The organism is Paenibacillus sanfengchensis (assembly GCF_036864765.1).
Taxonomy (GTDB): Bacteria; Bacillota; Bacilli; order Paenibacillales; family Paenibacillaceae; genus Fontibacillus; species Fontibacillus sanfengchensis.
This window is the reverse complement of sequence record NZ_JBAGJC010000027.1, coordinates 1-21,881: the sequence shown is the minus strand read 5'-3', so window position 1 is coordinate 21,881 and position 21,881 is coordinate 1. Positions and strand designations below refer to the sequence as shown.

21 protein-coding genes, 2 tRNA genes and 1 pseudogene are annotated in these 21,881 nt (G+C 53.5%); 9 read left to right on the top strand and 15 right to left on the bottom strand.

Features of this window, described 5'->3' with window-relative positions:
• Positions 1-89: 89 nt before the first annotated feature.
• Positions 90-1,046 (bottom strand): L-lactate dehydrogenase, encoded by a 957-nt coding sequence (locus tag V4U84_RS26530; RefSeq protein WP_334076202.1) that lies wholly within the window; start codon positions 1,044-1,046, stop codon positions 90-92.
• Between the two features lie 201 nt (positions 1,047-1,247).
• On the opposite strand from V4U84_RS26530, the gene V4U84_RS26525 reads away from it, so the two are divergent.
• The 4 genes from V4U84_RS26525 to V4U84_RS26510 all read left to right on the top strand — a co-directional run bounded on the left by V4U84_RS26525 (position 1,248) and on the right by V4U84_RS26510 (position 3,024).
• Positions 1,248-1,829 (top strand): thioredoxin family protein, encoded by a 582-nt coding sequence (locus tag V4U84_RS26525; RefSeq protein WP_334076203.1) that lies wholly within the window; start codon positions 1,248-1,250, stop codon positions 1,827-1,829.
• A 2-nt stretch (positions 1,830-1,831) separates the two neighbouring features.
• Positions 1,832-2,308: a glutathione peroxidase gene (locus V4U84_RS26520; protein ID WP_334076204.1), complete on the top strand. Its 477-nt coding sequence runs from the start codon at positions 1,832-1,834 to the stop codon at positions 2,306-2,308.
• A 207-nt stretch (positions 2,309-2,515) separates the two neighbouring features.
• Positions 2,516-2,893, top strand: a complete 378-nt coding sequence (locus tag V4U84_RS26515; RefSeq protein ID WP_334078233.1) for a PilZ domain-containing protein — start codon at positions 2,516-2,518, stop codon at positions 2,891-2,893.
• A 57-nt stretch (positions 2,894-2,950) separates the two neighbouring features.
• Positions 2,951-3,024 (top strand) — tRNA-Gly (locus V4U84_RS26510).
• Positions 3,025-3,561: 537 nt separating this feature from the next.
• Here V4U84_RS26510 and V4U84_RS26505 read toward each other — a convergent pair.
• The 7 genes and pseudogenes from V4U84_RS26505 to V4U84_RS26480 form a co-directional block, all read right to left on the bottom strand.
• Positions 3,562-3,720 carry a transposase family protein gene (locus V4U84_RS26505; RefSeq protein WP_334078232.1) on the bottom strand — a complete coding sequence of 53 codons (159 nt, stop codon included), beginning with the start codon at positions 3,718-3,720 and terminating at the stop codon, positions 3,562-3,564.
• Between the two features lie 42 nt (positions 3,721-3,762).
• A pseudogene (locus V4U84_RS27030) lies at positions 3,763-3,918 on the bottom strand (transposase family protein); the annotation flags it as partial.
• A gap of 82 nt (positions 3,919-4,000) precedes the next feature.
• Entirely contained in the window at positions 4,001-5,158 is a 1,158-nt protein-coding gene (locus tag V4U84_RS26500; RefSeq protein ID WP_334078231.1) for an MFS transporter, read from the bottom strand.
• Positions 5,159-5,163: 5 nt separating this feature from the next.
• A complete protein-coding gene (locus tag V4U84_RS26495) occupies positions 5,164-5,703 on the bottom strand; it encodes a PadR family transcriptional regulator (protein ID WP_334076208.1) in 540 nt (179 codons plus the stop codon).
• A 678-nt stretch (positions 5,704-6,381) separates the two neighbouring features.
• Positions 6,382-6,455: transfer RNA gene (locus tag V4U84_RS26490), tRNA-Arg, on the bottom strand.
• 103 nt (positions 6,456-6,558) lie between these two features.
• A complete protein-coding gene (locus V4U84_RS26485; protein ID WP_334078230.1) occupies positions 6,559-6,906 on the bottom strand; it encodes a hypothetical protein in 348 nt (115 codons plus the stop codon).
• 2 nt (positions 6,907-6,908) lie between these two features.
• Positions 6,909-7,250 carry a hypothetical protein gene (locus tag V4U84_RS26480; protein ID WP_334078229.1) on the bottom strand — a complete coding sequence of 114 codons (342 nt, stop codon included), beginning with the start codon at positions 7,248-7,250 and terminating at the stop codon, positions 6,909-6,911.
• Between the two features lie 153 nt (positions 7,251-7,403).
• Here V4U84_RS26480 and asnB point away from each other — a divergent pair, with 153 nt between their 5' ends.
• Entirely contained in the window at positions 7,404-9,248 is a 1,845-nt protein-coding gene (asnB, locus tag V4U84_RS26475; protein ID WP_334078228.1) for an asparagine synthase (glutamine-hydrolyzing), read from the top strand.
• Positions 9,249-9,312: 64 nt separating this feature from the next.
• Here the strand turns inward: asnB and V4U84_RS26470 are convergent, their stop codons facing one another.
• The 3 genes from V4U84_RS26470 to V4U84_RS26460 form a co-directional block, all read right to left on the bottom strand.
• Positions 9,313-9,951 carry an XTP/dITP diphosphatase gene (locus tag V4U84_RS26470; protein ID WP_334078227.1) on the bottom strand — a complete coding sequence of 213 codons (639 nt, stop codon included), beginning with the start codon at positions 9,949-9,951 and terminating at the stop codon, positions 9,313-9,315.
• Positions 9,948-10,706 (bottom strand): ribonuclease PH, encoded by a 759-nt coding sequence (rph, locus tag V4U84_RS26465; protein WP_334076213.1) that lies wholly within the window; start codon positions 10,704-10,706, stop codon positions 9,948-9,950. Before rph ends, V4U84_RS26470 begins: the two co-directional genes overlap by 4 nt.
• 335 nt (positions 10,707-11,041) lie before the next feature.
• Positions 11,042-12,103 (bottom strand): GerMN domain-containing protein, encoded by a 1,062-nt coding sequence (locus tag V4U84_RS26460; protein ID WP_334076214.1) that lies wholly within the window; start codon positions 12,101-12,103, stop codon positions 11,042-11,044.
• Between the two features lie 200 nt (positions 12,104-12,303).
• On the opposite strand from V4U84_RS26460, the gene V4U84_RS26455 reads away from it, so the two are divergent.
• Positions 12,304-12,876, top strand: coding sequence for a phosphatidylglycerophosphatase A family protein (locus V4U84_RS26455; protein ID WP_334076215.1), 573 nt, complete (start codon positions 12,304-12,306; stop codon positions 12,874-12,876).
• 92 nt (positions 12,877-12,968) lie between these two features.
• Here the strand turns inward: V4U84_RS26455 and V4U84_RS26450 are convergent, their stop codons facing one another.
• From V4U84_RS26450 to V4U84_RS26440, 3 genes are all read right to left on the bottom strand, one after another.
• Positions 12,969-13,958, bottom strand: coding sequence for an MBL fold metallo-hydrolase (locus V4U84_RS26450; RefSeq protein WP_334076216.1), 990 nt, complete (start codon positions 13,956-13,958; stop codon positions 12,969-12,971).
• The gene (locus V4U84_RS26445) at positions 13,955-14,695 is read right to left on the bottom strand and encodes a class I SAM-dependent methyltransferase (RefSeq protein ID WP_334076217.1); all 741 of its coding nucleotides are present in this window, start codon (positions 14,693-14,695) and stop codon (positions 13,955-13,957) included. The genes V4U84_RS26450 and V4U84_RS26445 overlap by 4 nt, the downstream gene beginning before the upstream one ends.
• Before the next feature lie 187 nt (positions 14,696-14,882).
• Positions 14,883-16,097 carry a peptidylprolyl isomerase gene (locus V4U84_RS26440; RefSeq protein ID WP_334076218.1) on the bottom strand — a complete coding sequence of 405 codons (1,215 nt, stop codon included), beginning with the start codon at positions 16,095-16,097 and terminating at the stop codon, positions 14,883-14,885.
• Positions 16,098-16,321: 224 nt separating this feature from the next.
• On the opposite strand from V4U84_RS26440, the gene V4U84_RS26435 reads away from it, so the two are divergent.
• From V4U84_RS26435 to V4U84_RS26425, 3 genes are all read left to right on the top strand, one after another.
• Positions 16,322-17,677: a dipeptidase gene (locus tag V4U84_RS26435; RefSeq protein WP_334076219.1), complete on the top strand. Its 1,356-nt coding sequence runs from the start codon at positions 16,322-16,324 to the stop codon at positions 17,675-17,677.
• Positions 17,678-17,825: 148 nt separating this feature from the next.
• Complete coding sequence (locus tag V4U84_RS26430; protein WP_334076220.1) at positions 17,826-18,806, top strand: ArsR/SmtB family transcription factor; 981 nt, start codon at positions 17,826-17,828, stop codon at positions 18,804-18,806.
• Complete coding sequence (locus V4U84_RS26425) at positions 18,787-20,088, top strand: MFS transporter (RefSeq protein ID WP_334076221.1); 1,302 nt, start codon at positions 18,787-18,789, stop codon at positions 20,086-20,088. Before V4U84_RS26430 ends, V4U84_RS26425 begins: the two co-directional genes overlap by 20 nt.
• Positions 20,089-20,218: 130 nt before the next feature.
• Here the strand turns inward: V4U84_RS26425 and V4U84_RS26420 are convergent.
• On the bottom strand, positions 20,219-21,881 hold a 1,663-nt coding region (locus V4U84_RS26420), incomplete at its 5' end, for an S-layer homology domain-containing protein (RefSeq protein WP_334078226.1).

Below are 21,881 nucleotides of genomic sequence, written 5' to 3'. Positions count from 1 at the left end.
ATCTTATTTCCACTATATTTCAAAACATGACGGAGAAGAACAGGCTGGAGCAGGAAGTTCCCTCGTTCCCAAGGCTTAAGGCCGCGTCTTTACTTCCGGCTGGCCAGTCCTAGAATGGCGCTCTTGATGATCGAGCAGGATTCGTTGAATTTATGCTGTTCCTCCTCATTCAGGTTCAGCTCTACGACCTCTTGGATTCCCCCTTCTCCGATAATGGCCGGAACCCCGGCGCATACTCCGGACTGGCCGTATTCTCCCTCCAAAATGGCGGAAATCGCGATGATTTTATGCTCGTCGTTTAAAATGGAGCGAACGATGTAAGCGAGCGCGTTGCCGATCCCGAACTGCGTGTTGCCTTTCCGGGTAAAAATCTCCCATCCCGCATCCTTTGTTTTTCGCGCGATCTCATTCAGATCGACCCCTTGAAAACGTTCCTTATGCTGTTCCAGAATTTGCAGAATCGGCTTGCCCCCGATCGTAACATGCGACCAGGCCACGAATTGGGAGTCTCCGTGCTCACCGAGCGCATAGCCGTGAACGCTGCGCGGGTCGATGGAGAAAACATCGGACAGCAGCGTTTTTAAGCGTGCGGAATCCAGGGAGGTTCCCGTACCGATCACTTTATTCCGGGGGAGCCCGGATACTTCACGTACGATGTACGTCACCACATCGACCGGATTCGCGGCAACGACAAATATGCCGTCAAAGCCGCTCCCCATAATCCGGTTGACGATACCGGAAGTAATTTGCTCCGCATCTTCCAGCACATCCAGCCTCGATTGCCCCGGCTTCGGATTGGCTCCCGCCGTCAACACAACGACATCCACATCGCGGCAATCCTCCAAATCGCCCGCGTATACCTTCGTTCGGGTGGACGTAAAATCCATACAGTGCGATAGATCGAGCGCCTGGGCAACCGCCCGGTCATACGTTCTGTCCACCATCATAATCTCATCGCATATCGACTGATTGATCATGGAATAAGCGCAGGCCGCACCGACAAGCCCGGAACCGACAATGGTAACTTTTCTTGTTTTTCTGGCCATCTCTCCGCCTCCAATTTCCCTGTCTGTTTTAATCTGCCTAAATTATAACCGTAACTATCCCATGCAATCCAATGATTTACTTTCGCTTTTTTTGCACTTTTACGCCTATTCCGGCACAATTCTTAGTTGTGTCAAAATTGAGATTAGCCCGGGACATCGGTTACTATGGAGGAGATACTATTTCAAAGGGAGGAAACGCATATGAGTTTTACGTTAGCGATTGGTGAAAAAGCCCCGGACTTTCGGCTTCCGGCCACGGACGGCAAGGATTACTCTTTGGAGAGCTTCGCCGCTTCCCCTTATCTGGTCGTTTTTTTCACGTGCAATCACTGCCCTTTTGTCATCGGCTCCGATGAAGTAACGAGAAAAACCGCCGAAGCTTTTAAGGACAAAGGGGTAACGTTTGTGGGGATCAACTCCAACAGCGAGCAAACGCATCCGGATGACTCCTTTGCACATATGGTGCAGCGCATGAACGAGCATCGCTTCCCTTGGATTTATTTGCGCGACAAAGAACAGACGGCGGCCAAAGCGTACGGCGCCCTCCGGACCCCTCATTTCTATGTGTTTGATGCCGAGCGCCGGCTCGTCTATACGGGTCGGGGCGTGGACAATCCCCGCGAAACCGACAAAATGACCGTCAACGATTTGGAACGCGCCCTGACGGAACTGACGAACCATCAACCGATTTCGCTGCCGTTGACGAATCCGATCGGCTGCAATGTGAAGTGGGAAGGACAGGATGCCCACTGGATGCCGGCGGACGCCTGTGATTTGGTGTAATTATGCGGATATACGATTTCGAAGTGACGACGATCGACGGGCAGAAGACCACGCTGGAACCTTATCAGGGACAGGTACTGGTAATCGTGAACACCGCCAGCGCCTGCGGGCTTACGCCCCATTACAAGGGACTTCAAGAGCTGTATACGAAGCATAAAGATCAGGGCTTTAGCGTGCTCGGTTTTCCCTGCAACCAGTTCGCCGGACAGGAGCCGGGGACCGAAGAGGAAATCATGAATTTTTGCGAGTTAAACTACCAGGTGACTTTCCCGATGTTCAGCAAAATAGAGGTGAAGGGCGAAGGAGCCCACCCGCTGTATAAGTATCTTTTGCAAAATACACCCGAGCCTTACCGCACCGGGGAGATCGAATGGAATTTCGTCAAATTTCTGATCGACCGCAGCGGGAATATCGTTAGACAGTACAGTGCCCGGACGGAACCCGAGGCGCTGGAAGAAGACATCAAGCAGCTCTTGTAAAAGAGCCGCCCACAGGCGCTGCTCCAACCGTCGGTCCGTCCGCGGCTGGGGCAGCGTTGTTTTAATCCGTATAAACTGCAAGACTGGTCTTTCGGACTATAATTATGCCATTTTTTTGTCGAAAAATAAGACCAAAGCGGCATGTCCTTTTTCCTGGGTTTCCTCTATAATCGGAATATCTTACATCTCGGAGGATTAAGACTATTTATGATTTCCCGCAGAAAAGAACCTTTCCGCTACACCATCAACCCGCCTATGACATGCTGGATCGAAATTAAATCCATCGACAACATGCCGGTCAACAGCAAGCTGGCGGAAGCCGAATTGATCAATATCAGCAAATCCGGATGCTGCATCCAAATCGGGCTGGACCTTCATGCCGAGCAGCACACGATTCGTACCCACGTGCACTTCCAGCTTAGCGAGGAGCGCTACTGTTTTCCGGGTGAAATCCGCTGGCAAAATCCCCACGGAGAACATCTCTATCATTATGGGCTTCAGATGGAACTGACACCGGAAGAAAAGGAAAAAATCAATATCGAGCTCCGTTCCTTGGCGGCGGCAAAGCGCATTATCGTGATGTAACGAAAGATGCGCTTGAATTTTTTTGGCGCGATATGATATAATGATCAAGTCGCTAATGCGGGTGTAGTTCAATGGTAGAACGCCAGCTTCCCAAGCTTGAGGCGAGGGTTCGATTCCCTTCACCCGCTCCATTATTTTGACTTCGGACCTTCGGTAAAACGGAGGTTTTTTGGTTTGTTTCGATCCGTACAGAACATCGTCTGCATGTTATAAAATGAAGCGCTCGTCGGGAACGCGATGGTTCCTCCTTGACGGGCGCTTATTTTAGCAGGCGCGTTCCCGCTAGCGCCTCATCAGACATCATAGTAGGAGAAAATGAAGATCCGTTGAGCTATGATTTGGAGTGAGGTCACTCGAAAGTACGCAGTCTCAAGCCCACGACTATCAAGGTGCCTAGCAACTTCCAACTCCAAAAGATGCAAATCTGCAGGAATTTAGGCCGATCTACGAGGGTATGCGAAAAAAGATGCAAATCTGCAGGTATTTCTAGCGATTTTAGAGAAACGGGCCTATTTCGTCGAAAATTCCTGCAGAATTGCAGGAATCTTGAAATTTTTGTTCCGAACAGGAAAAAATCCTGCAGATATGCAGGAATTCTGTGTTAATCAAGGTTGTCTGATGGGGCACTAGCTCCAGAGCGAAGTAATTCCGCCCGCCCCTCTCTACTCTTATAAATAAGAGCCTTTTCGGCCATCCTTGTATATGTTTCGAACCGTCTTCTCATGTACACCGATAAAATTTGCAATCTCCACAAAGCTATAATCGGCAATGATCAACTCTTGGATTTGCTTTACGAGCCGTTTGGTCATCCTCCTTTTGCGATCCACATTGGAAAGTTCCTCCCAAAATATAGCGCTGCAATTTCTGCACTTGTATCGCTTTCGCAAAATTACCAAACTAACATGTTTTTGCTTTACAGGCAGGTCCAGCACCACTTGCTCCCTACACCCGTGTTTGTATAAAGGCTCCCCGCTACCGCAATAGGGGCAATATGTGGGAAAAGCCGCTCGCTCCACCGGGATCATAAGATCTTCTGGATATTCCACGACAGGTCCGCGGACTTTCAAATCCGGCAGACTGTGCCAGTTCTGATGGTTCGCCAACATGTTAGGCCTTTAGCTTGCGGAGAGGGAGCAAATAAATTAGAAACAAGACACTCAAGGTCGCATACGCCGCCGTAAGCCCGAAACGATCCGTCAATCCACTCGCCAGGAGGGGACCGAGCATCATGCCAAGCGAGTAGGCCGTGTTATATGCCGCAAATGTAGCGCCTTGGGAAGCGAACCCCATTTCCTGCGAGATGTCGGCGAGCTTCGGAAGCGCGGGGGTCAACACCATTCCCAAACTGATTCCCAGGCCGATCAACCCGATAATTTGCACCCAAATTTGCGTGGGGAGAGCATTTAGCGGCAATGCGACCGCAGCCATTAAAATCCCCAGCCGGATCGTTGCAAGATGCCCCAGCCGGGTAGACAGTGAACCGATCCATGGGGCAGCCGCACCGTAAATCAATGTGACTACGACAAACATCAGACCGATCATAGAGGGGGACAAGTGCAGGTCCTCATTAAAATGAATCGGCAGCGTCGGCTCTATACTTGCAAACAAAGCGGCTCCCACCGTAGCCACACCGGCGATCACCATGACTCGCTTATTCCGAAGCAAGCGGAAAGGGGAGATAAATTTGTCCGCTTTGGTATCGTTCAAATGACGCAGAAGCACGACGCTGATGGTCGCAGCCAAAAGAGCGATCCCCGCAGCGATCAGAAACGGCAGGCGGTAGCCGCCCCATTCATACAGCCAGCCCCCGGCCGGCGGACCGAGCAGAATCCCTCCCGCCTGGCCCGACATAGCGATTCCCATCGCTCGGCCGCGCTCATTTGCGGGGAAAACCTCGGCGAGCAAGGAAAGCCCCGCCGTCCATGGCGCCGCCGCCGCTACTCCCTGCATGGCACGCGCCAGGACCAGAATCCAGAAGCTCGAAGAAAACGCATAAACCAAAGTTGTCGCCGACAGCACAATCAGCCCGGCCACCAGCATCTTTTTTCGGCCCAACCGGTCTGCCAGGGCCCCGACAAATGGCGTCGCTATAAATAAGGCGATGGCATAACTTGCAAAAAGCAGGCCGATTTCCGATTGCGAGGCGCCTAGCGATTCGGCATGGAGCGGCAGAAAAGGAACGATGATACCGTACATTAACATATCGGCAAATATAGCCACAATCACAACCAACAGAACAGATTTTTTCAGGGGGTTTGAATCCATGAGGCTCACACTCCTCTTCCTAAAATTCCTAATATTTCATCGATGCATTTAAGCTGAAGCTCGCATTGTTCATAAATATTATGAAAAATAACATCGATTTTCGGAGTTACTTCTCCCGGTACGCCATGCTTCTTCTCGTATCCCGATTTCATACTGGCGTACACCTTTAAAATTTGCGCTTTCTGCTCTTCCAGAGCCTCCGCGATTTGTTCCTCCCCCAGGTTCTCCATAAAAGTCAGAGCCGTGTACAGGGATGCGGGGAACACAACGGATGATTTTGAAAAAGAAGTCCTCAATAAGCGGCTCAATTCTAAAACCCCGTCCTCGGTAATTTTAAAGATGGATTTGGTCCTCATCCCGGTTTTTTCGACCTTTTCCAACACCACTTTCCCTTCCTCCTGCAGTCTCTTTAGAGCATGGTAAATGGATGCGGGCTTCACGTAAGCCCATAAATCTGTCTGTGAGGACTCCATCATCTGCTGAATTTCGTAGCCCGACATCGGTCCGTTGGCTTTTAAAAGTCCCAATACCATGGTACGGGTCATGATTATTACCTCCTGTATCAACTTTATAGTAATCGTTTAATACTAAACGTTTAGTATATGAGCAATACTATCACAATCTTCCACGTTAAAAAACCGATTTAAGGCATTTCACCACATAATCCGATTTCTAGATAAGTTTGAACTATTGAAAGTTAGTCGTAGTAACTTGGTTGGTCTCGTTGACTCGGATGGTGGTAGTAGATGACAGGATATACGCGCTGGGGGCGGGGGTCAAATTAACGGGAATTCCTCCCGTTAATTTGGTGCCTATACGGCTGCAGAGGTGGATTAGCTGGAAAACCTCCAGCTAATTCACCTGAAATTGAGTACATCAGCGGTTGGGCCACGAAATAGATGGAGTTTTTCCAGCTAAATCGGACCCAAGGGACAATAGTGGAAAATTAACGGGAGGTTTTCCCGTTAATATATGGAGTGTGTGTTGACTGGTTCCAGACAGTGCCGCTTTATATCTACTTTGGGTGGATGTCTCCATAATCATTCCATTTCACACTATTCCTTATCGCCAATTCTTTAGTTCAACCTATATAGTTAAAAAAACGGCGATCACCCGGCCTCCCCGTAATCGCGGGCGGTCTTGCTTCAACGAGCCCCTATGGGGGTTCTCATCCCCTTGGGACGCAAAAAGCCGGTTCATTAAGTTGAACCGGCTTTCTCTTACGTCCCAGGAGGGATTCGAACCCCCGACCGACGGCTTAGAAGGCCGTTGCTCTATCCAGCTGAGCTACTGGGACACAAAGTATGTAAGAAGGATGCGTTATTTATTATAACGCATCCTTTCTATTTTTCAAAGGGGGTATTTAACCTTATGATGACTTTGCCCTAACCCCCGGATGATTACCGCGGTAGTCCGGCGTCGAGGCGCTCCATGATCTCGCGGTCCGCCAGCAGGCGCTGCAAAAACTCGGCCCGCTGCCGCTCGGGAGACGGCCAGCCGTCGCTGCAGAATTCCTGCTCGGCCACCTCCTCGTACGCCTGGTGCATGTTGTTGTCGTACCAGTCGGTTCCGAGGTCGGCATCGCTCTTGACCATGCGGACGATTTCGTACTCTCCGCCGGACGAACGGGCCACATACACAAAAAGATCGGCATCGCCCACCGCACCCGGGCGGACCAGGATTTCCCCGCAAGGCGTTCCTTCAACTTCGGTGATCCGCCGAAATACGGCATCCTTGATGTAGTACATCCCTAAACCTCCTCGTCTTCGCCTTCCACCATTCCGGGAGAAATGCGGAGGGAACGGTGTAATTGTTCGCGCGTTTCCGCGGTCCCCAGCCTGTAAATCTGCCGGTAAAGTTTATCCACGTTGCTTTGGTAGCTGGCGTTCACGTCCTCCTCGGGACTGTCCGGCCAAGGAAACGTATAGGCAAAAAAGGTGCTTACTTCTTTTTCATCAATTTGCTCCAACATATGACGTATCATGTCAGCTTCTTCCGGGGTCGCGCGGATTTCCCACTCATAACCCGTCGCCCCTTGATCCTCCAGCAAGGACCGGCCTTGCAGGGAGACATAGTATGTTTTTTTCTCCATCGCCTACCTCCTGGCCCCGGGGAATCGGCCCCGTTTACTCATAGTTTTCCTTTAAGGACAGACATTTTATGCCTCGGATAGGCATAATTTGTTAGTACTTTTCAGCCGGCCCAAAAAGGGGAGCGAAAGCGGTCATAGAGAGGAGAAACCATCATGTGCGGAATTACGGGTTTTATCGAATGGAATCGGGATTTGACGGCAGACTTGGACCTGGTGCTGTCGATGACATCCTGCTTGGAAGCAAGAGGGCCGGACGCCCAAGGAACCTGGATTTCCGGGCCTTGCGCATTCGGACACCGGCGCCTGAGCGTCATGGATCCAGAAAACGGCGCCCAGCCGATGGTGATCCAGGAGGAGGAAGCCGTTTACAGCATCGTATATAACGGGGAGATCTATAATGCGCCCGAGCTGAAAGAAGAATTGCGCCGAAGAGGCCGGACCTTCCGGACAAACTGCGATACGGAAGTACTGCTTCAATCCTATATCGAGTGGGGCCCGGATTGCGTTTACCGGCTGAATGGCATCTTCGCCTTTGCGATCTGGGACAGCGTAAGGCAGCATGTTTGTTTTGCCCGCGACCGGCTCGGCGTCAAACCGTTGTTTTACAGCGAAATCGGGGAGACCTTGATCTTTGCCTCCGAACCCAAATCGATCCTCAAGCATCCGAAGATGGAAGCCGCCGTCGGGCCGGAGGGATTGGCGGAAATTTTCGTCATCGGGCCGGCGCGGACGCCGGGGCATGGCGTCTACCGCAACATGAAGGAACTGCGGCCCGGCCAGGTCATGATTTACAACCGGGCCGGGCTGCGCACGTACGCCTATTGGAGGCTGGAAGCCGAGCCGCATACGGATTCCGTCAAAACGACCGCCGATACGATTCGTAGCCTGCTGCAAGATACGATGGAACGTCAGCTCATTTCGGACGTTCCGGTGTGCACATTGCTCTCCGGCGGACTCGATTCCAGCGCCCTGACCGCGCTGGCCGTCGATTATTACCGGCGGACCGGTCAGGGACAGGTGCACACGTACTCGGTGGATTACGTGGACAACGACATGTATTTTCAGGCCCACAGCTATCAGCCGGGGGCCGACGCCCCCTGGATTAAACGAATGGTCGAGGAGCTCGGTACCGAGCATCACTGGATCTCGTTTGACACCCCCGAGCTTGTCGACGCGCTGCCGGACTCCACCCTGGCCAGGGACCTGCCCGGGATGGCGGACGTGGACGCCTCCCTGCTCCTGTTCTGCCGAGAGATCAAGAAAGGCGCCACGGTCGCTATCTCCGGGGAAGCCGCGGATGAGGTGTTCGGCGGATATCCCTGGTTCCACCGGGAGGAGCTGCTTCGCTCCGGCACGTTTCCCTGGTCGGTCGCAACCGGGCTGCGCGCCGGCCTCCTCTCGCCGGAAATCCGCGACTGGATCGCGCCGGAGCAGTACGTCGCGGACCGGTACAGCGAAGCCTTAGACGAGGTGCCGCATCTGGGCGGGGAAACCCCGGAGCAGGCCCGCATGCGGACGATGTCTTACCTGAACATCACCCGGTTTATGCCGACCCTGCTGGACCGCAAGGACCGGATGAGTATGGCGGCCGGACTGGAGGTCCGCGTGCCTTATTGCGATCACCGCCTCGTGCAATACGTCTGGAACATCCCGTGGGAGATTAAAATGACGGGAGGGCGGGAGAAAGGGATTTTGCGTAAAGCGTTGGAAGGCGTCCTGCCAAACGATGTCCTCTACCGTAAAAAAAGCCCTTACCCCAAAACGCATAATCCGGCCTATTTGGAGGCGGTTCGGGGGCAGATGCTCGAAATTCTGGATAATCCCTCCGCCCCCATTCTGCCCCTGATCGATGCGAACCGGATTCGCGAAATCGCCGCTTCCCCGGAGTCTTCGTCCAATCTGCCCTGGTTCGGCCAATTGATGTCCGGACCGCAGTTGTTCGCTTATCTGGCCCAGGTTAACCACTGGCTGACCACCTACAAGGTGGCCATCCGCTGATCGCAAGTTCAACCAAAGAAGCCGCATTCCCTGCGACCCAACGCGGAATGCGGCTTCTTGATATTTATTTTCGGGCGGCTTGATCCAGCTTCTCCGCAAGCTCCCGGAGCGCCGCTCCCCGGTGACTGACCGCCTGCTTCTCTTCCAGTGTCAACTCGGCGAGCGTCTTCTCATACGACGGCAGGTAAAACAGCGGATCATAACCGAATCCGCCGCCCCCCGCCGGCTCGGAGGTGATCCAGCCCTCCACGGTGCCTGAGGCTTCGGTAAACTCCCCAGTCGCCGGGTCATACAGCGCCAAATGGCAGACGAACCGGGCCGTGCTCAATAGCGGCTGCTCCGTATCTTCGCCCTGCTGCAGCTTCTCGAGTTCCGCGAGCAGCTTGCGGTTGTTCTCCTCATCCGCGGCGCCTTCTCCGGCGTAGCGGGCGGAGTAGACGCCGGGTTCCCCGTTCAGCTTATCGACGCAAAGGCCGGAATCGTCCGCAAGGACGGGATGCCCCAATAAATCGCCCGCCGTCTTGGCTTTCTTCCTCGCGTTCTCCGCGAAGGTCTCGCCGTCCTCAACGATTTCCGGTACCTGCGGATAATCGTACATGCTGCGTACAGGCTTGCCCAAAAACTTCAGGGCATGGGCGAACTCGCGCACCTTTCCCTGGTTTCGCGTAGCGACGATAATAACGGACTCCTCACTGTTACTCATGCGTTGGCCCCCGGTTCGCCGCCGGTGATTTTTAACCCGATCGGTCCCAAAGCTTCGCGCTGCTGCTCGATCATCTCCCGGATTCCTTTCTCCGCAAGCTGCAGCAATCCGTCAAGCTCCTGCCGCGAAAAAGGCTTCTCCTCGCCCGTCCCCTGGACCTCGACGAACTGCCCTTGGCCCGTCATGACGACGTTCATATCGACTTTGGCTTTCGAATCCTCCTCATAGTTCAGATCGAGCAGCATTTGCCCGCCCACGACACCGACGCTGACGGAAGCCAAATAATCCGTAATCGGAAATACGGGCAGAGAGTGCTTGACCGCAAGCTTGTTTACCGCGTAAGCGAGCGCGATAAAAGCGCCGGTGATGGACGTCGTCCGCGTTCCGCCATCGGCCTGGATCACATCGCAGTCGACCGTGATGGACCGTTCGCCAAGCGCCTGCAGATCGACAACCGACCGCAGGGCTCTTCCGATCAGACGCTGGATTTCCATCGTTCTGCCGCTGAGCTTGCCGCGGGCCGATTCCCGCTGGTTCCGCGTATTTGTGGCCCGGGGAAGCATGGCGTACTCGGCGGTCACCCAGCCTTTTCCCTGTCCCTTCATAAACATCGGAACCTTCTCCTCCACCGTCGCCGTACACATGACCTTCGTGTCGCCGACCTCGATATAGACGGAGCCCTCCGCATATTTGTTGATGTCCACGGTCAATTTCATCGGCCGCCGCTCATCCGCTCCACGCCCGTTAATTCTCATTCTGATTGCCTCCTACGTTTCATGCTGTCTGTATTACGACTTTCCCTATTCTACCAAAGTGTAGGCATAAAAGCATCATTCCATTCCTCCCCGCCGCCCTATACAATCCGCCTCACCAGAGGGGAGTCATATCCGCCTGTAGCGGCAAGTCCCAGCGGTCATACGGCCAGCTGCCAGCTTCCCTTTTGAAAGCTGACCGGGTGAATAAGGGCTTTATACGGCCCTATTTTGTCGAATTCGGCTGAGCGATTGAAATAATTGTTTTTAAATGGCGGGCGGCAGGATGGGCGCCTGAGACCTAAACGACCGTCACAGCCGTTAGTTCCCATTTGCCCCTACAACGGGATCTCATTGATGCGCTCGGGGCGCAAAACCGGCTCCCCGTATTTCTGGTTATCCATGCCGATGACGTCCCTTTGCCCGTTAAGCCAGATTCGCACCTTTTTGTCCGGCGCGTTCTCCGTCACCGTCAGCACCACCGATTGCAGCATCTGGGCGGGCGGCTTCTCGCCCGGCTCGAACATATCGTCCTCCAGGGATACGGTAATGACCCCGTTCTCCGACTGCTCCACGGCTTTCAACACCGAATTGTCCGTAAGGACCCGCTCCAGGCCGTCTCCCCGGGCCGGCCCCTTGATCAGTTCGCCCAGCGCTCCCGTGACCGGATTGTTATCCGCATCCACAAACCGCGTAACCGGGACGAAATACGGCTCCCCTTCAGGACTTGACGCCGAGAAAAAGACGGTGACCGAACGTTTTTGCGACAGGCTTGTTCCCTCACCCAACTGCAAATTGATACCAACACTCCGAGTCAGCGGCCGATCCAGCGGAAAGCCGTTTACAGGCATTTCGTTCAGTTTGGCCCCTTCCATCCAGAACTGGACTTTATCGATGTCGGGATCGTCCACCAGCGTCCAGGTGACCGCCTCCACGATTTTCCGCTCATCTTCGGCGGCATAGCTCCCGAACGATTTGTTGAATTCGACGACCGCCAGCTTTTCGTCCTTTTTCAACGTAACCGCCTGAACCACGGTTCCCTGCGGCAGGACGCCTTTAAATCCGGCCGGCAGCATGCTCTGATACGCCCCGCCGGCCACGAGCATCTCCAGCATCCGGTTCAGTTTATCGGCGGCCTCCCCCTTGGGCAAATGCAGGGAAACGGGCGCCAGTAGCCCCTGCTCGTTTTGCAAATAAACCGTGGAGAGCGACTCCTCGGTTTCCACGGCGGTCGGATTCGCGGTTTCCAACGACTTCAACATTTGCATCTCCATCTCGCCCGGGGGCGGATCAATTTGCGCCGAAGAGCCTGTCCCGAACAAACTGCAGCCCGCTAGCACCAACGGAACAGCCAACACGCCGGCCACGGCGGTTTTTCGTAAATGGCGGTTTGAGATCATAACCGGGTTTCCTCCTCAACTGACCTGTACTGGGGATTGCCCAAAAGATGACTTTTTGAACAACCTCTATTACTATGTATACGAGCCCTTTTTCGGAAAATAACTAATTTTTCGGGAAGTGGACAAACTGCATCATAGCTATGTGTCTTTTGACGGTAATCCTAAGGCACTCTGAAAATCGTGAGGAGTAGGTGAAGGATATGGACATCGAACCAAGAAAAGCAAAAGCGCCTTATAGTCTAAACAGCAAAAAGGTGGCCGACGCCACGAAAATGTGGCTGCAGAAAAGAGGCGTCAAAATCGAGGAAATCGCCGAATTGGTGATGCTGCTGCAAAAGAAGTATTACCCGAATCTGACGATGGAAGAATGCATTCACAATGTCGAGCAGGTGCTCAGCAAACGTGAAGTCCAGAACGCGGTGCTCACGGGAATTCAGTTGGATATTCTCACCGAGCAAGGCCTGCTGATTCCCGAGCTTCAGGATATGATCGCCAACGATGAGGGCCTGTACGGCGTGGACGAAATTCTCGCCTTCTCCATCGTTAATGTCTACGGAAGCATCGGATTTACGAACTACGGTTATGTGGACAAATTGAAGCCGGGCGTTCTGGAGCGCCTGAATGACAAAACGTTAGGCCCTTGCAATACGTTCCTCGACGATATCGTCGGTGCGGTGGCGGCTTCCGCCAGCAGCCGGATCGCCCACCGCAAACAGGCGGAACGGGAATTGGAGCGCGGCGAAGAGACGCTCGGCCAGGATATCGTCCGTTAATGCATAAAGGCAGTACCGCCCTCATCGGAAATGAAGGGAGGTACTGCCTTTTCAAGGCCAAATTAACTGGTGGTTTTCCCGTTTATTAGGGATTAGGCAAGCCGGTAAATCACGGTCCCGGCCAGATCGGCGGCTTCGAGCGCCCGACCTTGACGGACCAGCTCCACCAGATGCGCCAGCGCTTCCGACATGGCGAAACGCATCTGGTGGATGCCCAGGTCCGTCCCGAAGAGCGTGGCGCAGACTTCGAAGCCGCTCATCTCCCGCCGGGCCAGCAGCGCTTCGATCATGGCAAGCCGCTCCTCATGATGGGCGATCAGCGCCGCGCACCGTTCCGCGAAATGGGGGAACGGATTCCGGTGGCCGGGAAACGCTTTGGCCACCTCCACCGCCCGAAGTTTGGCCAACGACGCCATGAAGGTCTGCAGCGGCTGCGGATCGCTGCCCGGCAGCAGGCTTACATTGGGCGATATTTGCGGTAAGACGGCATCGCCGCAAAGGATCAGCCTGCGCTCTTCGTCATAATACGACAGATGTCCCGGGGCGTGCCCCCCGGTCTCGATCGCCGTCCAGCTCCGTCCGCCCATGACCACATCGTCGCCTTCCTTCAGGAAAGTGACGGAAGGCGATGGCGTCACCTGCGCAACAAAGCTCTGCAGGTGGGCCGGCAGTTGCCCGCACCAGGCCTCCGGCATGCCATGCCGCAGGTACAGGCTCGGCAGCACTTCATTCATCGTGCTGTCCGCTCCCCACATCCGCAGCGTTTCCTCGTATGCCCGTTCGGACATATATACCTTTGCTCCGGTGAGTGATTGCAGGTGCCCGGCTAGCCCGTAGTGGTCGGGATGGTGGTGGGTCAGCACGATGGACACGACCTCATCGGGGGATGTGCCGAGCGCGTGCCAAGCCGCCCGCCAACTCGCTTCGGAAGCTTCCGACCGCGGGCCGGGATCGACGATCGTGACGCCTTCCGGTCCGCGAAGAAGGTAGCTGTTGACCCAGCGGAGCGGCGGAGCCATCGGAATCCGGATCCGGACCAGTTCTTCTTCATCAAACCTTTCGAAATCGGACCCGTGAATCATGCCCGCCTCCCCACCATGATCATCCGGGACGACCGCTCGGGATCATAGAGCTCCTCCTCGTAGCCGCCGTGGACTTGCTCCAGCATGAGGCCCGCTTCCGTCAGCATCGCCTCAAAAGTCTCCCGCGAATACATCTTAATTCGCTCCAGATAATGCCGGGGCTTTTCCCCTGGGTTGGTCTCGTTCGTGATAGTGATCCATTTTTTCACATAACCGTTCTCAATCGCCCGCTTCTCGTCAATCCGCTGGCCGTCATCGACCCGCTGCGAGGCGGGAACCAAATGCGCCGCCGTATACGACGGGTTCAAAAAGTCGATAATAAACCGCCCCCGCGGCTTCAGCATCCTGCAGATCTCTCGCAGAACCTTGACGTGCTCTTCGTCTTGCTCAAAATAACCGAAAGAGCTGAACAGGTTGACGACCGCGTCAAAACCGCCCGGAAGCGGTAATTTCCGCATGTCCGCCTGCAGCCAGGTGACCCGGCCTTCCGGATCGTTCCTGCGCGCTTCCCGAAGCAGCACCTCGGACAAATCGATCCCCGTCACCTCGTAGCCCGATTCGGCGAGAGCCAGGGAATGCCGTCCCATTCCGCAGCACAGGTCCAGTACCTTGGCGCCTTCCGGCAGTCCCAGCCAAGCGATCATTTTATGTACTTCCCGCTTTGCCCCTTGCACATCCCGGTGTTTATATACGAGCAAATAATCTTCGCCAAAACTTTCCTCAAACCATTCCGCCATTCTCGTCTCCTCCCCGTTCCTTTGACCGTGTCATCTGTCTGTTTGGTCCATAGCTTTAATTGTACCTCCTGACTCCCTCCGAAACAAAGGACAAAAATCGAAAAAGACCGCCGGAACAGTGTCTGTTCCAAGCGGCCTTTTTCCGGGTATATAAATTGAACTATTGATTCGGCTGCTGCAATCTTTTTTATTTCGCCGCAGGAGTCTTTTCCGCCGCTTTCTCCGGCTGATCCGTCAAGGTGTTCTTGATGTCCGCTTTGCCGCGGATTTCTTCCAGCCACGTGCCGCTCAGTTGGGCCACTTGCTGTGACACGAGAGTTTTGCGGATTTCTTCTTTCTTCTCTTCCAGCGTGGCGGTATGAGCTTCCTTCCGGTCCGTTACCTTGATAACCTGATAGCCTTCGCTTGTCTTCACCGCGCCGCTGACTTCGTCCTTGGCCAGCTTGAACGCCGCATTCTCCACCGCTTCTTCCCGCTCGCCGCGCGCGAAAAAGTCGGTGTCTCCGCCGCTCGCCTTCGTCGCTTCATCCAACGATTTGCTCTTCGCCAGCTCCGCGAAGTCTTTGCCCGCTTTCAAATCTTTTAAAATCTCATTGGCTTCCGCTTCCGTTTTGACCAAGATAACGGAGGCGCGTACCTGCTCCGGCGTATCGAAGCTTGCTTTATTCTCTTCAAATGCCTGCTTGATCTGCTCATCGGTCACTTTAACCTGAGGTTCAAGAATTTTGGTGAGCAGTTGGTTCATTTCGATGTTCTCGCGCAATAGCTCCATTGTCATGCCGTTTTGGCTCAAGGCTAGATTCAGGTTTTCCTCCGAGCCGAAATTTTTCTTGTAGGTTTCGATCTCCTTGTCGATATCGGCCGCCGTAACGGCGATGTTCTTCTTGGCGGCTTCCTGATGAACCAATTCCTTCGTGATCAGCATATCCAGCGTCGCTTCGGCTCCCCCGGCTTTGGACAGCTCGTCATACAGCTGATCTTTTGTAATCTCTTTGCCGTTAACGGTAGCCACGGCCTCGGCTTTATTCGGGACGAAAGGAGGCTTGACCAGCACAACGACCAGGAGTACCGCCAACACAAGGGAAACGATCGGCCATACTTTGCCGGCTTTTCCGCCTGTATTAGGAGCGTCCGCCGCGGGTTCCTCTCCGCTCACCGCGCTCAACATCGTTAAGGTTTCCGACTGCGCCAAGTTAACACCGGCGGGGGCTTCATTAGTCTCCGCGATGTTGCGATTTTCCGGCGTGGCGGCATCCTTTTCTTCCGTTACGGGCTCAAAATTTTCTGTCCCCGTATTCTCCTCTGTATTCTGAACGGAGGCTTGTCCGTCCGCTGCCGGTTCCCGGCCCTCTTCCGGCTGCTCCGGGTCTACTTCCCATTCTTTTTTCTCTTTTTCATCCATTCGTCGATTGACTCCCTTCATTTATTGACGCTGCTCTTGCTAATGCATCTCTTATGACTTTATCAGAATTATGCCCGGATTACCTTAAGGATTCCTAAAAATAAGCCGGATTTTTTTAAGTTTATTTTAATGTCCCCCCCGCAAAAGCCATACTCGCATTCGTGTTATGGAAAGAAAAGGTGTAAAATAAGGGAGAATACACTGGTCGGGAGGAAGCTGACTTCATGGAATATCAAGCTTATTTTCAAAGTAAAAGAGAAGAACATTTAAAAGAGCTCGGAGAATTGCTCGCCATCCCGAGCATTTCCGCCTTGTCCGAGCATAAGGGCGACATGCTGAAAGCGGCGGAATGGGTTGCCGATGCGCTGCGGCGCGCCGGTATGGAAAACGTCGAAATTCATCCGACGGACGGCCACCCTGTAATCTACGCGGAGCATTTGCACGCCCCCGGCAAGCCGACCGTCCTCGTTTATGGACATTATGACGTTCAACCGGTTGATCCCCTTCATTTATGGGAGACGCCTCCCTTCGAGCCGTCGATTCGCGACGGGAAGCTGTATGCCCGCGGGGCAACGGACGACAAAGGGCAAGTCTTCATGCACATCAAGGCGGCCGAGGCCATCTTAAAAGAGGAAAAGGAACTGCCGGTCAACCTCAAATTCTGCATCGAAGGCGAAGAAGAAGTGACAAGCCCGAATCTGCCCGGCTTCCTGGACTCGCACAAGGACAAGCTGGCGGCCGACGTCATTCTGATTTCGGACACCGCGCTGCTGGCGCCGGGAAAACCGGCGATCTGCATCGGCCTCCGCGGGCTCTGCGCCCTGGAAGTATCGGTGTTCACCGCGAACACCGACCTCCACTCGGGCACGTTCGGCGGCGGGGTGCCTAATGCGCTGCATGCGCTCGTGTCTTTGCTGGATTCGCTACACGACGAGAAGGGCCGCGTCGCCGTGGAAGGCTTCTACAAAGGCGTTCCCGAACTAACCGCGATGGAACGGGAAGAGTTCGCCAAGCTGCAATTTGATGAAGACAAATTGAAGAGCGACTTGGGCCTAGGTGCCCTGTACGGGGAAGAAGGCTACTCCTTTGTCGAACGTACCGGCGCCCGCCCTACCCTGGAAATCAACGGAATGTACGGCGGCTTCCAGGGCGAAGGGACCAAGACGGTGCTGCCGAAAGAAGCCCACGCCAAAATCACTTGCCGCCTGGTGGGCGAGCAGGATCCGCAGGATATTATCGATAAGATCGCGGCGCATTTGCATGCGCACCTGCAGCCGGGCGCTACTCTTAAGGTGACGGCTACCGAGAAAGCCCGCGCCTTTACGATCGATCCCGCCGATCCGATGCTGCAAAAGGCGGCCGACGCCTACGGGCGCATCTACGGTACCCGCGCCCTGTTCACGAAAGACGGCGGCTCGATTCCGATCGTCGAGACGTTGTCCCGCGTTCTGTCGGCTCCGTCCGTGATGATGGGCTTCGGACTCCCGGACGAGAATCTGCACGCGCCGAACGAGCATTTCAATCTCGAAAACTTCGATAAAGGACTCTTGACGATCGTCGAGTATCTAAAGTCGCTGTAAAACAACTTTACGAAAGAACCGTCCAAGTGCGAATGTGCGCTTGGACGGTTTTTTTGTTGCCAATCGATTTTAGTTATATTAATATAGAACTTAAATTATGTTCTATATTTATCGAACATATAAATGCAGAGAAAGGAATCTGGTCCCTATGTCTTTTAAAATCGAAGTGGATTTTGCTCCCGTTTATGAGTGTGTAACAAGTCTGACCGCTTTTTTTAACAAACAAAGCCATGGCTCGATCGATGCCGGAAAGACCTGGGTCCGAGAGGTTCAGGATCTGTTTGCCCCCGTAAGTTTGTACAAGATGCGGGATACAGTCAAACTCTTGAGTGACTTCAGTCTATCTCCGTTTATTTGGAAATGCCCCGCCCCCCGTACGGTCAGTGGCTTTTTGGATTGGTTCGAAGGTCTATCTATGGGCCAGTTATTTGACATATCGGCGGCGTGCGGACAGACAGTCCCCTCCAATCTCGCGGAATTGCGAAATTTGGCTTCCGAAGTTTTGCGGGAATGGGATTTGCGTTATTTCTGCCGGATTGATTCGCGGATTCTCGAGGGACTGCAACAAGAGGCTGTTTCACTGAATTCCCGGCTTCACGAAACGGACAGTATGGAAATATATGAGCAAGCGACAGGAGGGATGCGGCTATACCCCGGCGAGGAACTCAAACAAGTCGTATTGACTCCTCAGTATCACTACCGTCCGCTTGTTACTTCCAGCTTCTTCGATTCGATTGTGTTCACCAGTTATTCCTGCGACCTTTTCCCCGAGGCGCCCGGGTATCCTTCCCCAAGCCTTCTCAGGTTAACCAAAGCGCTATCGGATGAAACCCGGTTGCGTATTCTCCACTTGTTGTCCCGCAAGCGGATGACTTTTACAGAAATCGTACGCGAGATTGCTTTATCCAAAAGCACGATTCATTACCACTTAATCGCACTGCGGGCCGCGGGACTGATCGTCGTGCACTATCATACCAAGTACTTGGAGTCCAAATCCGTGGAATACAGCTTGCGCGGCGAGGCCGTGAACTCTCTGCCCCTTCAAATCAACGCCTATCTCCGCCATAATGCACCTGCCCGCATGGATACAGAGGAACAGGGGGGGGTTTGTGAAAAAGCAAAAGCATAGTTATTACGGGCTGCTTTCCACCATCGCCCTGAGCGGTTTCGGCGATGCCTTCGGTTTACTTTCCATGGAATGGCTCGTATATGAGATCACCGGATCGAAACTGGCTATGGGGGCGCTTGCGTTATCCTCCGGAATTCCTGAGCTGGTCCTCCGCCTTCTTGGTTCTCCGCTTTCCGACCGTTGGCCTCGCAACCGCCTCATGGCCACTTTGGCTACCGTACGGTTAGCCGCCATTATCCTGCCGCTGTTCGCCGGTCTGATCGGCCAGCTCCAGCTTTGGCACTTGTTCCTGGCGGCAGGACTTAGCGGTTCATGTTCCGCCTTGTTTATGCCGACCGCCATGGCCCTCGTGCCGGATGCCGTGAACTCCCGCAAGCTAACCCGTGCTTTTGCGCTTATCGACGGCTGCAGGAACGCGGTAGCTTTGATCGGCCCGGCGATGGCCGGAGCCGTGGTTGCCAGTGTGGGCACGCTTCCGGCTTTGGGTGTTAATGCCCTGTGTTATATAGCGGCCATTGTCATGTTGCTGCTCCTGCCGAAAACACTTCACAACGGCAAAGCTCCATCCAACCCTTCTATTGCTGCTTATCTCCGGGAAATCACCGAAGGGTTCGTCTTTTACAGGCAATTTCCGCCGATGCTAGTCATTATGGGGATGGTCTCGATCAGCAACATGTGCTCCGTAGCCATATGGACGATGATGGTTCCCTATGTCAGCGAAGTTTTGCACCGGGATGCCGCAGCCATGGGGACCCTTACGGCCGCTACAGCATTTGGCACTTTGACCGGGCTCGCAGTCGTTTCGATAATAGGAGAAATCAACCGGCGAAGAATGGTGATGATCTCAAGTCTTGCCGCCATGGGTTTCTTCAACATGATCTTGGGATTTGTGCACAGCTACCCGATCGCCCTGATCGTACTGTTTGCGTTTGGTGCTTCCACCCCCTTTTTCGGCGCTCTGAGTTCTTCTTTGCATGGCAAGCTCGTTCCCGGCCAGCTTCAGGGGCGGGTCAATGCCATCCGTTTTCTGATTGGAGGAGCCCTGCAGCCTATAGGGGCTTTTGTTGGCAGTGCGGTAGCGGAACGCTATGGCGTGCAGATGTTGTTTCTGGCCGCTGGACTACTTCCGATACTTGGTTCTTGCGCCGGCTTGTTTTTAACCAGTTTAAAAACACTCAATGGGGATTTGTCCGAAATAGAGGCCCAAAGCCAGCAAAAAATATGCCATGGCGGCTGTCAAGGACCAGGTAATCCTTTGACAACAAATAAGAAAACCTGTTAGAACAGCAAAAGACCTCCGGTCCCGCTTGTTCAGCAGCGGCTGGAGGTCTTTCTTCTGAATCAACTCTTCAACAATCATGCCTTCGCCTGATTCTATCTCTCTTTAGCTTTTCCGGCTTTAGTCCCGACTATTAGTCTATAAATTTCAATAACCTTAACAATCTCTTGATGACTGAAGCTGCCTCTGCTCGAGTCGCGTGTTCTTTCGGGGCAAGGGTATCTGTGGATTTCCCTTGGATCAACCCCTGATTTATGGCCTGGTTCATAGCACTCTTCGCACAAAGGGATACCGTGCCCTCATCTTTGTATGCAGGTAGGTAAGGAGCATTCGAACCTTCCCTTTCCCCGGTTCCTTTAACATACTCCAGCGCTTTTTCAGCGATTAGAGCGATTTCCTCCCGAGTTATAGGGGCATTGGGAAGGAATTCGCTATTCTCGTTCCCCTGCACCAATCCTGCTTTTATTGCCGCTCCAATACTGCCTGCATGCCAATCGTTGGCGGTTACGTCCGAAAACGGCTCTGACTCCGAGTCTTCTTGTAATCCTAACCCTCTTACAATTAATGCGACAAATTCGCTACGGGTTATCGGCCGGTTCGGATCGAATTTTTCAGGGGTTACGCCCTGTAAAATAAGCTTATTTGCCATTAATTCCACATCATCGTATGCCCAATGGCCATTCATATCCGAGAATTTTTTATCTGCCGAGATTACGGTATAAATACTGTTGTGAGCTGTCTTTATAGTAACCTCCGTAGCCCCGTCCTCATTTTCAAAGAGTGAAGGAACAAAATGCAAACGATTCGTTTCAGGATTCATCCATACCGCTGTTGAATTTTTTGCGGAAACCGTTTCGCGCAATAGGAGTTTTCGCTCAACATATTTATTTGAAAAATCGGAAATCTCCCGTTGACCGGCACGAACCAAAAATTCAGTAGGTCCGGGTTCGGCTTGCACTGCTTTTTCATTAACAACCATGCCTTGAATCAATGACTTTGTCTCATTTTCCAATTTGGTGATTTGGATAGACAATGTATCGTCGTTATAAGTCTCCGCCCATTGTTGGATTAGTTCTGCCGGCAGGAAATATTGAGCCTCTGAAGAACCAAATCCAATGCGCAGATTTCCTAATGCCTCTGAAATGCGGAAAGAGCTCATAGGCAGATTAACTATAATATTTGACCCATATTGGGCTGTATCTATCATTAAGGTTTGGGATTCATTTAACAAAAGCTTATTTTTGTGTAACTCCTTGGTCAGATCGTCCTCTTTAATATCTAACGTCGTCCGCTCACCTGCTTCAGTTATCGTGGTTGTTTTTTTTGCATTAACCAGTATCCCTCCTTGCGCCGTGAGCGAAGGAACTGAAGTTGGGGTAACGGAACCGGAATTTCTTGTTCTATCAGATACTTTACTCGGAGTTTGAGGTAAAGTTCTAAACGTCCACCCGCTCGACCCCTGGATGCCCGCGAACGGGTTGCCGCTGTGGTCCATAAGCGTTCCCGGCGTCACTTCCACGTAGTACGATGTTCCCTCTTCCAGTCCGCCGTCCAGATACAGGTCCGCTCTGTCTCCATTCAAGGTTCCGTAGCCGGTTGTAAACATACCGCTCGACACGCGGACTTGTCTTGCTATGCGGCCATCCAGGGCCTCACGTACAATGACGTCCCCCGTTCCCCACTGCACCGGTTCGTTAAACGTCATGCTCAGCCCTGAAACTAACATCGCTCCGCTGCCTTCCGGACTCTTGCTCACCATCTGCGGGGCCGTTTGGTCCGCCGTCCGGAAGCTCCAC